The organism is Sphingobacterium corticibacter (assembly GCF_003076635.1).
Lineage (GTDB): Bacteria > Bacteroidota > Bacteroidia > Sphingobacteriales > Sphingobacteriaceae > Sphingobacterium > Sphingobacterium corticibacter.
In genome coordinates, this window is record NZ_QDKG01000007.1 from 139975 (window position 1) to 153072 (window position 13098).

General features: G+C 43.1%; 14 protein-coding genes. 6 read left to right on the forward strand and 8 right to left on the reverse strand.

The window, feature by feature from the left end; translation table 11 throughout:
* Nucleotides 1–2 precede the first annotated feature (2 nt).
* Entirely contained in the window at nucleotides 3–845 is an 843-nt protein-coding gene (locus DC487_RS15835) for a DUF2911 domain-containing protein (RefSeq protein ID WP_116776946.1), read from the forward strand.
* Between the two features lie 79 nt (nucleotides 846–924).
* Here DC487_RS15835 and cdaA read toward each other — a convergent pair whose 3' ends face one another.
* Nucleotides 925–1719 carry a diadenylate cyclase CdaA gene (gene cdaA / locus DC487_RS15840; protein WP_165799113.1) on the reverse strand — a complete coding sequence of 265 codons (795 nt, stop codon included), beginning with the start codon at nucleotides 1717–1719 and terminating at the stop codon, nucleotides 925–927.
* 113 nt (nucleotides 1720–1832) lie between these two features.
* On the opposite strand from cdaA, the gene DC487_RS15845 reads away from it, so the two are divergent.
* Nucleotides 1833–2552, forward strand: coding sequence for a pyridoxine 5'-phosphate synthase (locus DC487_RS15845; RefSeq protein ID WP_116776947.1), 720 nt, complete (start codon nucleotides 1833–1835; stop codon nucleotides 2550–2552).
* A gap of 70 nt (nucleotides 2553–2622) precedes the next feature.
* On the opposite strand, the gene lepB is transcribed toward DC487_RS15845, so the two are convergent.
* From lepB to DC487_RS15870, 5 genes are read right to left on the reverse strand one after another with little or no spacing between them, the layout of a single operon-like run.
* A complete protein-coding gene (gene lepB, locus DC487_RS15850) occupies nucleotides 2623–4071 on the reverse strand; it encodes a signal peptidase I (protein WP_165799114.1) in 1449 nt (482 codons plus the stop codon).
* Nucleotides 4072–4076: 5 nt separating this feature from the next.
* Nucleotides 4077–4820, reverse strand: coding sequence for a 4-hydroxy-tetrahydrodipicolinate reductase (dapB, locus tag DC487_RS15855; RefSeq protein WP_116776948.1), 744 nt, complete (start codon nucleotides 4818–4820; stop codon nucleotides 4077–4079).
* A gap of 25 nt (nucleotides 4821–4845) precedes the next feature.
* Complete coding sequence (locus DC487_RS15860) at nucleotides 4846–5595, reverse strand: DUF5683 domain-containing protein (protein WP_116776949.1); 750 nt, start codon at nucleotides 5593–5595, stop codon at nucleotides 4846–4848.
* A gap of 4 nt (nucleotides 5596–5599) precedes the next feature.
* Entirely contained in the window at nucleotides 5600–6541 is a 942-nt protein-coding gene (locus DC487_RS15865) for a ParB/RepB/Spo0J family partition protein (RefSeq protein WP_116776950.1), read from the reverse strand.
* Between the two features lie 7 nt (nucleotides 6542–6548).
* Complete coding sequence (locus DC487_RS15870; RefSeq protein ID WP_116776951.1) at nucleotides 6549–7349, reverse strand: ParA family protein; 801 nt, start codon at nucleotides 7347–7349, stop codon at nucleotides 6549–6551.
* A 220-nt stretch (nucleotides 7350–7569) separates the two neighbouring features.
* On the opposite strand from DC487_RS15870, the gene DC487_RS15875 reads away from it, so the two are divergent.
* Nucleotides 7570–8091 carry an NADPH-dependent FMN reductase gene (locus DC487_RS15875; RefSeq protein ID WP_116776952.1) on the forward strand — a complete coding sequence of 174 codons (522 nt, stop codon included), beginning with the start codon at nucleotides 7570–7572 and terminating at the stop codon, nucleotides 8089–8091.
* Here DC487_RS15875 and DC487_RS15880 read toward each other — a convergent pair.
* Both DC487_RS15880 and DC487_RS15885 read right to left on the reverse strand, forming a co-directional pair.
* Nucleotides 8086–8916, reverse strand: a complete 831-nt coding sequence (locus DC487_RS15880; protein WP_116776953.1) for a UDP-2,3-diacylglucosamine diphosphatase — start codon at nucleotides 8914–8916, stop codon at nucleotides 8086–8088. The genes DC487_RS15875 and DC487_RS15880 overlap by 6 nt on opposite strands.
* A gap of 61 nt (nucleotides 8917–8977) precedes the next feature.
* The gene (locus DC487_RS15885) at nucleotides 8978–9514 is read right to left on the reverse strand and encodes an exonuclease domain-containing protein (protein ID WP_116776954.1); all 537 of its coding nucleotides are present in this window, start codon (nucleotides 9512–9514) and stop codon (nucleotides 8978–8980) included.
* A gap of 164 nt (nucleotides 9515–9678) precedes the next feature.
* Between DC487_RS15885 and DC487_RS15890 the strand changes: the two genes are divergently transcribed.
* The 3 genes from DC487_RS15890 (at nucleotide 9679) to DC487_RS15900 (ending at nucleotide 13050) form a co-directional block, all read left to right on the forward strand.
* The gene (locus DC487_RS15890; RefSeq protein WP_116776955.1) at nucleotides 9679–10038 is read left to right on the forward strand and encodes a hypothetical protein; all 360 of its coding nucleotides are present in this window, start codon (nucleotides 9679–9681) and stop codon (nucleotides 10036–10038) included.
* 155 nt (nucleotides 10039–10193) lie between these two features.
* A complete protein-coding gene (locus DC487_RS15895) occupies nucleotides 10194–12554 on the forward strand; it encodes a TonB-dependent receptor (protein WP_116776956.1) in 2361 nt (786 codons plus the stop codon).
* A 13-nt stretch (nucleotides 12555–12567) separates the two neighbouring features.
* The gene (locus DC487_RS15900) at nucleotides 12568–13050 is read left to right on the forward strand and encodes a thioredoxin family protein (protein WP_116776957.1); all 483 of its coding nucleotides are present in this window, start codon (nucleotides 12568–12570) and stop codon (nucleotides 13048–13050) included.
* Nucleotides 13051–13098 lie beyond the last annotated feature (48 nt).

Genomic DNA, 13098 nt, shown 5'->3' on the forward strand with positions numbered 1-13098 from the left:
CTATGAAAAAAACACTATCAGCATGTATCGTGGCATTAGCGATCTTATCTGGAGCATCATCGGCTCAGGCACAAGCGAAATTGCCACCTGCAAGTAGCACGCAGCAAGTATCGCAAGGATTAGGTATTAGCAAGATCTCACTCACGTATCAGCGTCCTAATAGCAATGGACGAACTGTATTTGGCGGATTAGTTCCTTATGGTGAAGTATGGCGCACCGGAGCAAACAACGCTACTGCGATTACTTTCGATAGCGAAGTAACGATTCAAGGTAAAACGGTACCTGCCGGAACGTATGGTTTGTTTACCATTCCTAATAAAGGAGATTGGACAATCATCTTAAATAAAACTGCGGAACAGTGGGGCGCTTACACGTATAAACAAGAAGATGATTTGCTTCGTTTTACCGCAAAACCAGTTAAGCTGAATAAGAAAGTAGAAACTTTCAGCATCAACTTTGAAAATGTGACCAAAAATAGTGTCGATGTAGTGATGAGCTGGGAAAATGTAGCAGTTCCATTCACCATATCTGTTGATCAGACTAAAGAAATCATGGCTTCTTTGGATAATGCAATGAAAGGAGAGAAAAAACCTTATTTCCAAGCAGCGCAATATTATTTCCAAAATAACCTTGACATCGCTAAAGCGGTAACGTGGATTGAGGAAGCAGACAAAGGAAATACCAAAGCGCCACACATTAAATATTGGAAGGCTCAAATTCTGACAAAAGCAGGTGACAAAGCAGGTGCTGCTAAAGCTGCGCAAGAAGGAATTGATATGGCTACACAAGCAAACAATTCAGAATACATCAAATTGAATACACAAGCGCTTAAAGCCGCGAAGTAAGCAGTAAGATATTCAGGCCGTCTGTATAAGCTCCTTTAGGAGGAGCAGTCGTACAGACGGCTTTTTAGTAGATGAAAAATTATAATTCTTCTTTAAGAATAGCTTCCAGCTCCTCGGCCGAAAGGTTCATGTTTACATTACCATCCTTGGCAAAGGAAATCTCTCCCGTCTCTTCAGATACAATAACGGAAACGGCCTCGGAAACTTCCGTCACACCAATGGCGGCACGATGCCGCAAACCAAACTGCGGTGGCAAATCTTCACTATCCGACAGTGGCAATACCGAACTAGCGGTCATAATCCGAAAATCAACAATGACCACAGCCCCATCATGCAGTGGTGAGTTCTTAAAAAATATGGACTCCAACAATCGTTTTGAAATTGGCGCATCAATGTATTCTCCACTGGATTGATAATATTCTTCGTCGAAATGACGCGAGAATACCAACAAAGCACCGGTCTGTGATTTTGCCAAACTTCGGCAGGCATCTACAATAGGCTTGATCAGTTCCGATCGATCTCCTTCCACGGCTTTGCGAGCACCGAAGAATGACCAGATAAACTTCTTGCGACGCATGGATATGTTTTTACCAATATGCAACAGAAAACGTCTAATTTCTTGCTGGAATACTACAATCAATGCAATGGATCCTACCGAGATAAAGCCGCCAAAGATCTCAGTTAATAGACGCATCTCCAATTGTTTCACGACCAGGTAAATACCATAAAACAAACCGACCCCGATCAAGATGTTGACGGCAATAGTACCTTTTATCAAACTATATACATAGTAAATGATAATGGCCACCAACAAAATGTCGATAAAATCGAACCAGCGGAAACCACTCAGAAGATTAAAATCCAGTCCTTGCATATACTCTGCAATTTAATGAATATTCTGCAACCTGTACTATGACTCTTATATAATTTAAGCCAATTGCAGCCATTTTATATTCATTATATTTGTGAGACAACAAGCTACCGCACATGACTAAATTATCTGTAAATATCAATAAAATCGCCACCTTGCGCAACGCACGTGGCGGCAATATTCCCAATGTACTCACGACTGCGATCGCTTGTGAACGTTTTGGTGCACAAGGAATCACGGTACACCCAAGACCAGATGAACGCCATATTCGATATCAAGATGTGTATGATCTAAAGAAAGAAATCCAAACCGAATTTAATATCGAAGGCAACTGTCAAGAAGATAAGTTTGTGGAGCTGGTGTTGGCGAACAAACCGACGCAAGTAACTTTGGTACCGGATGCCAATGAGCAAATCACGTCAAACCACGGCTGGGATACCATAAAACATAAACTTTACTTACGCGACATGGTAAGCCATTTCCAACAGGAAGGCATACGTGTTTCGCTTTTTGTAGATCCTGTGGAGGAAATGGTAGAAGCAGCCGCAGAAACTGGCGCAGATCGCGTGGAATTGTACACCGAAGCCTATGCGGCGGAGTTTGGCTACGACAAAGAAAAAGCCATTGAACCTTACTTTAAAGCAGCATTAAAGGCGCGTGAAATGGGCTTGGGGCTGAATGCCGGACATGATCTTGATTTGCATAATCTGGCGTTTTTCAACGAGCGTATTCCAGGGTTATTGGAGGTGAGTATCGGCCATGCTTTGGTGGCGGATGCGTTGTTTCTTGGATTGGAAGAAACGATCAAAAGATATTTGGCTGCGCTCAAAGCGTAAAACCTTCCTACTTGTTAAATCGAAAGGCGCACCAATCTATTGGTGCGCCTTTCGATTTAATATAGTTTACTTAATTGATACCTCTAAAAATTCTATTCCAACGGATCTTCGATAAGAAAGTTCCGTCTTCATCATAACTCATAAAAGTCAATACTGCTTTACCAACAATATGGTCTTCAGGAACAAAACCCCAGCCACGTGAATCTAAGGAGTTATGTCTATTATCACCCATCATCCAGTAATAATCCATATTAAAGGTGTAGCTATCGGCTAATTTACCATTTAGATAAAGCCCATCGGCACGCTCTTCTAAGGTATTGCCTTCGTATACGGTGATAGCACGGATATATAATGGTAAAGTTTTGCTATCCAACTTGACAGTCCACCCTTTTTTAGGAATAGTGAATGGACCAAAGTTGTCGTAATTCCAGACCGTACCATCTTTGTAGAATGGAAATGCTTGTGCCATTTCCGAATTATCATCTGGTCCGTATACCTGCTCAATCACTTCTTTCACATTATTCCATTTTCGCACTTCTTCTGCTTCTTCGCGTGTGATGTGCAGTACATATACTCCTCTGGACGGATCGTTTAGATACGTGCTTAACTCGTAGCGCTTCTCCACCAATCGATTCAAATCTAGGCCATATGGCTGTTCGGTGACCACGATATAGCTGGGTTGAAGATTATGACTTTCGAACGCTTCTTCCCCATTAACAAATAGCTGCGCGCTTTTCATGGTGATCACGTCGCCAGGCATACCTACACAGCGCTTCACATAATTCTCGCGTTTATCGACCGGTCTTTCGAATGGCGCATCAGCATCCATCGGATAATTGAATACGACTACATCATTTCTTTTGATTTGTTGAAATCCTGGTAAGCGCTTGTACGGGATTTTGATCCACTCCGAATAGGCTTTGCCGCCCGTGATTGGCATCGTATGATGAGCGAACGGGAAAGCCAAAGGAGTCATTGGAATCCGTGCTCCATAATTCAACTTACTCACAAATAAGAAATCACCAATTAATAAAGTCCGCTCCATAGAACCGGTCGGGATCACATAGGGTTCGATCAAAAAGCTACGGATCAGTGATGCAGCCACAGTCGCAAATATAATAGCATCAGTCCATTCGCGCACCGCAGATTTCTTATACGGATATTTCTTTTTAAACTCTTCGGTATTGGATGGGCCTAAGTATTTTACCGTGGCATCCCGACCCCAAATTGGTAATACAATAAAGGGAACGAGTACCGCAGCGGCGGTTTCCCAAAATCGACGTTTGCCAAAGCTTTTCAACAGGTCAAAATACAATCCGAAGAATACAAATACATTGACAATCGGTACTAATAACCAAAGCACCCACCAACGCGGTCGCGCCACTAAATCGGCAAATATTACCTCACGATAAAAAGGAATAAAAGCTTCCCAACCCTGTTTTCCTGCTTTTCTGAATAATAGAAAAAGACCGTACCATGATACGATGAGAAATAGGGCAAATAAAATATAATAGATCATGTATACTACTTATTAAAATCAAACATTTCTGTCACTTGGTAGAATCCTTTACGACCAACTAACCACTCTGCTGCGACTACCGCTCCTAAGGCAAAACCATCTCGGCTGTGCGCCGTATGCTTAAACTCAATCTGATCGACTTCTGAACTGTATAATACGGTGTGCGTACCCGGCACTTCCTCCAGTCGCAAACTCTCGATGAGTAATTCGTTCTTTGCCGGAATGATTTCCTCACCCGAACCTTCTAAGCGGTTCACCCAATTATCTTTATCCGTATAAGCGTCCAAAATACCTTCTGCAATCGTAATCGCCGTACCGCTTGGTGCATCCAATTTATGAATATGGTGGATCTCTTCTACCTGCGTATCATATTGTTTGTAAGGACTTATCGCCTTTGCCAACAACTTGTTTACATGAAAAAAGACATTGACACCAATACTAAAATTAGACCCATAGAGCATGGATTGATTAGCATCTACACATGTTGCCTTGACTTCTTCCAAATGATCGTACCAACCTGTGGTGCCTACCACGATCGGAAGATCATGCTCAAAACAAAGACTGATATTATCTAACGCCGCATCTGGTTTACTAAAATCGATCGCAATGTCCGCGTTTTTTAGATCCACAGATGTTATATCTTCTCGGCTACTTGAACCGATAGCCCATGCAACCTCATGTCCTCTTTTGATGGCATACCGCTCAATAAGCTGCCCCATCTTGCCATATCCTAATAATCCAATTTTCATTCTTATACTGTAATTGGTTGATATTTTAATTTAAGTTTACTGTTAGTTTCAAGCCTGGAGTAAACAAAGAAGCTGCGCCAAAGCGTGAATTCGTTGCCATGCCGCTGGGATAGGTAGGTATCACTGTCGGCGTTACTCTAAAAGACAAATCATCGCTGATATTCCAGCGATTACTTAACATAGAATCTACGTAAGCTTCGACGATATTTAATCCATACCAACCTAAAGTGGCCAATATCACCAAATCGCGATTACGTCGCATGTTATCTCTTTGGCGGATAAGTGCTGGTTCAGAACCTGTTGGTCTATTCCCTAAAGGGCCATCCGACGGCTCGCCTGTGTTATTATAACGATACTGCAGCTCTGTCTGATATTCGCGGTAAAAGTAATTCCAATAATCAAAAGTAAGATATCCGGCTACTAATCCGCCATATATCACCGGCACTTTTACCCACCACAAACCGCCATTGGTATATTGACCCCAACCCGGCAAGATTGCCGATCGCCGCCAAGCGACACGAGATACACGCTCAATCTCTAAACGAGCAGAATCTTTCAGAACACCTTTAAAATAGTATTTTTCGCGTTCCTTCTCCTCTCGAGTTCGAGCACGGCGTTCAGCACGTGTTTCTTTCTTCTCGACGTTGGCTCGCACCGAGTCGGCTAATATGCTATTGGACATACTATCCGCTGTACGGATGATACTGTCGCGATCTTGTGCTTGCAGGGTTCCCCAGCATAAAAATGTAAACAATAAAACGCCGAGATACCGCATACAATTACCAGTCAAGCAACTCCAAAATACGACCAAGATCATCTTCGGAATCAAATGGGATTTCGATAGCTCCTTTTCCTTTACTATTTTTCATATTAAGCTTGACGCTCGCAGCAAATCGAGAGGCCAAATCATCCTGTATCTTCTGATATTGAAAATTCAACGTCTTCTTCGTCCCTTCTGCTTTCGCATTGGTTTCTGCCTCTGCTTGTCCTTGTTGTATAGCACGCACCAGCTCTTCGGCTTTACGAACAGATAAGCTTTGCTCTACAATCTGCTGAAATACAAAAAGCTGTTTTTCTTCGTCGCCAATATTGATCAGTGCGCGTGCGTGTCCCATAGATAGCTGACCATCGCGTATCGAAGCTTGTATTACTGGAGGTAATTTCAAAAGACGAAGGTAGTTGGTCACTGTACTTCTATTCTTAGAAACACGCTCGCCAAGCTCCTCTTGTTTCAAATTACACTCTTCAATCATGCGCTGAAAGCTCAACGCCACTTCCATCGCATTTAGGTTTTCGCGCTGAATATTTTCGATCAACGCCATTTCCAGCATCTGCTGATCATTGGCTGTGCGCACATATGCCGGTATAGCTGTGATTCCTGCCAATTTGGAGGCGCGTAATCTACGCTCACCGCTGATGAGTTGGTACGAATCCTTACTCATCTGCCGAACGGTGATCGGCTGAATAAGACCTTGCAATTTGATAGAGTCCGAGAGCTCTTGTAAAGCAACCTCATCAAATTCCGTACGCGGCTGAAATGGATTTATCTCTACGTGAGCGACTTCTATAAAATTGATCCCACCAACGGGCTTCGCTTCCGACTGTCGGTCTATGTTCTCGGTATTTATCTTAGTAGCAGATTGTCCTCTGTTGATATCCTCATCTTGAAGCAATGCACCTAAACCCTTACCCAATCCTATTTTTCGCTGTTGTGCTGCCATATCTCTTCTATACTGTCGCTGATTCTTTGTTTTCTACCGACAAAAGACCGTTCTTTTGTAAGATTTCGCGCGCCAGATTTAAATAATTGATCGCGCCTTTGCACGATGCATCGTGCATAATAACCGAGATACCATAACTCGGAGCTTCACTTAGACGTGTATTTCGCTGAATGATGGTATCAAACACCAAATCGGTAAAGTGCGTACGCACTTCTTCCACCACCTGATTAGACAATCGAAGTCTCACATCGTACATGGTAAGTAGTATACCTTCTATTTCCAGCTCGGTATTTAATCTATTTTGAACGATTTTAATGGTATTAAGCAATTTGCCCAGTCCTTCCAAGGCAAAATATTCACACTGCACTGGGATGATAACCGAATCCGATGCCGTAAGTGCATTGATGGTAATCAATCCTAAAGATGGAGAACAATCGATAATGATAAAATCATAATCGTTCTTGATCGTGTCGAGAACATTTTTCATCCGGTACTCGCGCTCGTTGAGATTAATCATCTCAATTTCTGCACCGACCAAGTCGATATGTGCTGGTAGAAGATCCAAGTGCGGCGTTTCCGTTTGTCTGATCGCATCGTGAGGAGCTAAATCATTGACCAAACACTCGTACACACTTGTCTTTATCTCCCGCGGATCGAAACCGATTCCGGATGTAGAGTTTGCCTGCGGGTCTGCATCGATCAGTAAGGTTTTATATTCCAATACTGCTAGACTAGCGGCAAGATTAATAGCGGTCGTTGTTTTCCCAACGCCGCCTTTTTGATTTGCAATGGCAATGATTTTTCCCATATTGATGATAACCTATAACTGAGTATGAACCGATTAATTCTGCAGCTACATGCTAGCAAGATAACATTCTAAAGATTTTGATCCTACTTAAAACATGTTAAATTTGCTACTTTTAAGAGCCGCGAAAGCTTCAAATCTCAGGACGCTAAGTTAGCAAAAAATTAGCTGTAGTCCGACATTTGATTCATGCATTTTGCCAGCAATAAGACCAAACATAGATATGGATTTAATCATCGTGGGAACGAATCGTCCAAGGAATAATTCATCCCGTGTAGCACAGTACTATCAGCAGGAATTGAGTAGAAAGGGACAGCAGTGGGATATTCTGTCGTTAGACAGCCTGCCCAACGATCTCATTGTATCTGATTTGTATGGAAAGCGCAGTGATGCATTTGCCCCGATTCAAAAAACTGTCTCTGAAGCAAAGCGTTTTATATTTATCGTGCCAGAGTATAATGGTAGCTATCCCGGTATTCTGAAAGTGTTTATGGATGCTTGTGCTTACCCAGCTTCTTTTCACCACAAAAAAGCGGCTCTTGTGGGCATATCTACAGGGAAGTATGGCAATGTGCGTGGCGTGGATCACTTTACTGGTGTGTGCCATTATATGCGCATGCATGTGATGCCGCTAAAAATCCACATTGCGCACATACAAAATGAACTCAACGAACAGGGCAATTTCTCTGATCCCCTAACAGAAAAGTACGTTCAAGAACAATTGGCCGATATCGAACGCCTATAAATCTCCTTTGATAATGCTGCTGAGTAGATCCTCGATCGAATGCTTGAATTTGTATTCATCAAATACTTGCTGATTGAGAAGATGACTATTTTCTTCGTATAAGAAGATGCTCCACGCATTGTTTTTGTATTCTAGCGCCGATAAATTCTCAATCCAGTCGCCCGAATTCATATAGACACAGGAACCTTTTTTGGTTTCCACGGTTTGGATCGTTGGATGATGAATATGACCACAAATCACGTAATCATACTGATTTTCAATAGCGAGCTCAGATGCTGTTTTCTCAAAATCGGAGATAAATTTGACTGCTTTCTTTACGGAGTTCTTAATGCGCTTGGAAAGCGAATATTTCTCGCGCCCCATCCGAACTAAAACGGCATTGATCAAGGTATTGAGTTGAATCAAACGATCGTAACCCCAACCACCTAACTTTGCGATCCATTTGGAGTGTTGAATGGAAGCATCAAACACATCGCCATGAAAGATCCAAGTTTTTTCACCGTTTATATCCAGCAGCAACTTGTTGGCAAACTGAATTTTACCAAAGTGCATTGGTCCAAATTTACGGAGCATCTCATCATGATTACCGGTAATGTACACCACCTGGCAGCCAGAATAGGCCATATCTAGCAAACATTTTAATACTCGGAAATGAGATTCGGGAAAATAACTCTTCTTAAATTGCCAGATATCGATGATATCTCCGTTGAGAACCAGATAATTGGGCTTAATCGAGTGCAGGTATTGAAGCAGTTCGTCTGCTCTGCAACCATGCGTACCTAAGTGAATGTCGGATATGACGGCAATATCTACGGCTCTTCTCATGTAGTGTTTTTACAAAGTAACAACTACACTATTAAGCCATCATTTTCAAAGAGTTAAGCTTTTATAAAGAATCTATGAGACTGCGCTGCCATTTTTCGGGCGCATCGTCCCGCTGGAGGTAGAGCATGGCCGTAGCGCGCGCGTCCGATAGTGGATCATGATGTTTTAGCGGAATATCCATAATCTTGCAACATACATTTAATTTGGTGCGTGCAAATCCCAATGATTGGTATAGCACGCTGGTACACAACCATTGATCACTGATATTTAGATCTTCGTAGCGCAATCCATAATGTTTCATCGTTTGCTTTAAGACCGATCGGTCGAATTTTTCATTGTGCGCGACCATTTCACGACCTTGCAGTAGCGGAGCCAAATCTTTGTACAACTCTTCGAAAGTAGGCGCTTCGGCGGTGTCTTTGGGCTTAATACCGTGCACACGTGTGGTTTGCCACATGTATTTATTATTTGGTGGTTTCACCAAACTAAAGAATTCTTCGGTAATCACGCCATCATCGACTCGCACTACGCCCACCGCACAAATACTATTGTAATCTGCCGTAGCTAATTCGAAATCGATTGCTGTAAAACTTAACATATGAAATTGTTCTGCTGCAAAGATAGGCCTTTTTACATGAAACAATGCCTTTTAGGCCAGCTAACCGAGGCCTCTTTTTCGTTTTCCGCGATTATTAAAACCTCTCCTACTGTATTATTTATTATCTTAGCGCCGAAAATGCACTTTAGTGCAGCATGCTACTCATGAAAATAAATCGTTCATTACTCGCCTATTTCCAATTGGTACTTTTAAGTGCCATTCTGACGAGCAATGCGTTATTCATGCACAGCCACGTGTCGCACGGTCATTTGGTGATGCACGTACACCCTTTCGCGCTCGACGAACGCGGTGATGTAGCTACGCACGAGCACGATGATGATGAGATGGTGTTTTACGATTTCTTGGCTCACCAAGGAATCGTGCAGATGGAACCACTCTCTGGTACCATTGAAGTACTCGCCATTGCTTATCGTTCTTATCAAGCGCCGATACGCAATGAGGAGATCGCGCACTACCGATATCATGACGCGCCCAGCCTTCGCGGGCCGCCCATTTTTTCCTAATCTATCTTTTTAACAATTCTCAGAACGGAGCACTTGGTGCGCACAAGCTGTGTGTACCTGATCTACCTGTGTTCATGTTCTGCACGCAACAACGACTATGCGCTAGCGCATAGATGACACTTTTTTATTTTATTCAAAAAGCAACTTATTTATAGATGGAAAAATATTTCTATACCTTCCTATTGACTTTACTATCTCTTACTATATACGCGCAAACAACCAGTACTATAACAGGTACAGTGAGCACAAAAGGAGGTGCCACCACCGCAACCGTTCGTATAGAAGGCACAACATTAGCCACCACAACGGAAGAAAACGGACATTTTACGTTGACAAATGTTCCGACAGGAAATCGTCGCGTATTAGTGGATGCAATTGGCTATGTGCCCTTTCGCCAATTGGTCTCGGTACTTGCGAGCAATACGCCGGCACTTCAGATCGCACTCGAAGCGGATCGGCTCAATCTCAACGAAGTGGTGGTCAGTGCCACGCGATACGATGTAAACCGCAAACAATCGCCCGTGATTGTGAATGTGATTGGCTCGAAACTCATGAATGCCACGCAAAGTGTGGCCATGTCCGAAACGCTGAACTATCAACCGGGAGTGCGCTTGGAAGTGAATTGCCAAAATTGTGGGTTTACGCAGGTGCGAATGAATGGTTTGGATGGCAGTTATTCTCAAATATTGATGAATAGTCGTCCGATTTTCAGTGCCCTGAATGGCGTATATGGTTTGGATCAGATCCCGACCAGTATGGTAGAGCGCATCGAAGTGGTTCGCGGCGGCGGATCGGCATTGTATGGCTCTAATGCTATTGCTGGAACGATCAATGTCATTACCAAAGATCCTATTGTCAATTCTTGGGAAATCAATAACAATACCAGCCTGATCGGCGGCAAGAGTTTGGACAACAACTTTAGCTTCAACTCCTCGGTAGTTAGCGAAGATCTTTCGCATGGTGCTACATTTTATGGCGCCAAAAGAAGTCGGGAAGCATACGACGCAGATGGCGACGGATTCTCGGAAATTACGAAATTGGAAAGTACGGCCTTCGGCACGAAAGCATTTTATAAGTTTTCGGAACTGAATAAACTGACGATGGATTTTAGTGCGATCAAAGAATTTCGTCGTGGTGGTGATCGATTAAATATAGCACCACATTTCACGGATATTACCGAACAATTGAATCATAATACGATCATGGGCGGATTGACATTCGATCAATACACAAAAGATCAGCGCACCAAATTCAGCGTTTATGGTTCTGCGCAGCGCACCATTCGCGATAGCTATTACGGCGGATTGGGTGGCGAACGCACCGCTGCTGATAGTTTATTGGCGGCAAATGCTTATGGCACGACCAAAGATTTTGCCTTTGTCGGTGGTGGACAATTGGCACATACCTTAAAGAATGAAGATGTATTCACCACCGGTATCGAATACAATCATAGCAATGTAGACGACGAAATCCCGGGATACAGCCGAGCGATTGAGCAAAATGTAAACAGCACCGGAATCTATGCACAATACGAATGGAAACCAACAGATCGATTCAAGGCTTTGCTGGGCGGAAGATTTGATCATGTCAACGTTTCTGGCACGTACTTTTTGGGCGATATTTCTCGCTCTTCTGATGCTTCGGTATCGGCGTTTAGTCCGCGTGTGACTTTGTTGTATGATATCAACGAAGTTTTCCAACTTCGTGGTGGTTATGCCCGTGGTTTCCGTGCCCCGCAGGCCTTTGATGAAGACATGCACGTATCTTCGGTTGGTGGCGACCAACAGTTTATTTTATTGGGCGAAGACTTGAAGACCGAATTTTCGAACTCTTACACGGCATCGATCAACTTCACAAAAGCGATCGGATCTACCCAAGCCAACATTTTGTTAGAAGGTTTCTACACCGACATCAGAAATCCATTCACCTACGTATCACAAGGCGTGATTGGCGACAACTTGCGTCTTGAACAAATGGTGAACGGCGAAGGTTTGTATGTCACTGGTAGCAATATTGAAATAGGGCTTGCGCCATCCGATCGATTGACGTTTCAATTTGGAGGTACAATCCAAACGAATCGCTACCGCGAAGAACAAGAGTTATTTGAAGGTGAAGATGTGGTGGATGGTGATCCAGCAGTGTTTACACGCAACTTGGTGCGTACCCCCAACAGCTATGGCTACTTCAATACCAACTGGCGCGTTGTAGAAGATTTTGGCATAGATATTACAGGTGTGTATACCGGGTCGATGATCGTGCCACATGTGGTTCGCGAATCTGGATTTATGGATTTGGTACAATCTCGGGAGTTTTTAGAGATGAATGTACGCTTGTCGCGCATGATTCATATTAAATCGAGTTTTTCTCTGGAGTTGAGCGCGGGTGTACAAAACATCTTTAATAGTTACCAAAATGACTTTGATAAAGGCGCTCGCCGCGATTCAGACTACATTTACGGACCTGCCAGACCACGCACTTACTTTTTTGGTGTGAAGATTGGCAATTTCACGCATTAAGCAATAAAAAACGATGGTACGATTCTCTGTTTGGATCTTCCTACTATTTAGTTCAATCTTCCCTGCGTCGTACACGATGGCGCAGGAAGGATTGAAAATCAATTGGCTGTCTTTCGAGGCCTTGTCAGACTCATTGGCCACTAAACCAAAAAAGACATTGATCTTCTTTCATGCCGACTGGTGTATGTATTGCAAGAAAATGGCCGACGAGGTATTTACCAATCCTGCTGTCATTGCGGAGATCAATGCCCATTATTACGCGGTACAGCTCGATGTAGAAACGGTGGATAGTATTCGCTTTGATGGTCAATTATTCACCAACAAATCACCCAAGAAAAGAAGAGGCAGATACCACGATCTGGCCATGCTATTGGGTGCGAGAAACGGACAATTGGTATTACCGACTACGCTGATCTTAGATAAAAAATTCTTCGTAACGCAACGTCAATTTGAATACCTACACAGCAAAAAACTACTCGAACTGCTACAGCCATAAAAGCATAACTTCCTTCAAGGCAACTCGTCGCATTCACATATAAAATTA

Coding starts and splice junctions, on each gene's coding strand:
- DC487_RS15835 (WP_116776946.1), top strand. CDS start 3: ATGAAAAAAACACTATCAGCATGTATCGTGGCATTAGCGATCTTATCT.
- cdaA (WP_165799113.1), bottom strand. CDS start 1,719: ATGCAAGGACTGGATTTTAATCTTCTGAGTGGTTTCCGCTGGTTCGAT.
- DC487_RS15845 (WP_116776947.1), top strand. CDS start 1,833: ATGACTAAATTATCTGTAAATATCAATAAAATCGCCACCTTGCGCAAC.
- lepB (WP_165799114.1), bottom strand. CDS start 4,071: ATGATCTATTATATTTTATTTGCCCTATTTCTCATCGTATCATGGTAC.
- dapB (WP_116776948.1), bottom strand. CDS start 4,820: ATGAAAATTGGATTATTAGGATATGGCAAGATGGGGCAGCTTATTGAG.
- DC487_RS15860 (WP_116776949.1), bottom strand. CDS start 5,595: ATGCGGTATCTCGGCGTTTTATTGTTTACATTTTTATGCTGGGGAACC.
- DC487_RS15865 (WP_116776950.1), bottom strand. CDS start 6,541: ATGGCAGCACAACAGCGAAAAATAGGATTGGGTAAGGGTTTAGGTGCA.
- DC487_RS15870 (WP_116776951.1), bottom strand. CDS start 7,349: ATGGGAAAAATCATTGCCATTGCAAATCAAAAAGGCGGCGTTGGGAAA.
- DC487_RS15875 (WP_116776952.1), top strand. CDS start 7,570: ATGGATTTAATCATCGTGGGAACGAATCGTCCAAGGAATAATTCATCC.
- DC487_RS15880 (WP_116776953.1), bottom strand. CDS start 8,916: ATGAGAAGAGCCGTAGATATTGCCGTCATATCCGACATTCACTTAGGT.
- DC487_RS15885 (WP_116776954.1), bottom strand. CDS start 9,514: ATGTTAAGTTTTACAGCAATCGATTTCGAATTAGCTACGGCAGATTAC.
- DC487_RS15890 (WP_116776955.1), top strand. CDS start 9,679: ATGAAAATAAATCGTTCATTACTCGCCTATTTCCAATTGGTACTTTTA.
- DC487_RS15895 (WP_116776956.1), top strand. CDS start 10,194: ATGGAAAAATATTTCTATACCTTCCTATTGACTTTACTATCTCTTACT.
- DC487_RS15900 (WP_116776957.1), top strand. CDS start 12,568: ATGGTACGATTCTCTGTTTGGATCTTCCTACTATTTAGTTCAATCTTC.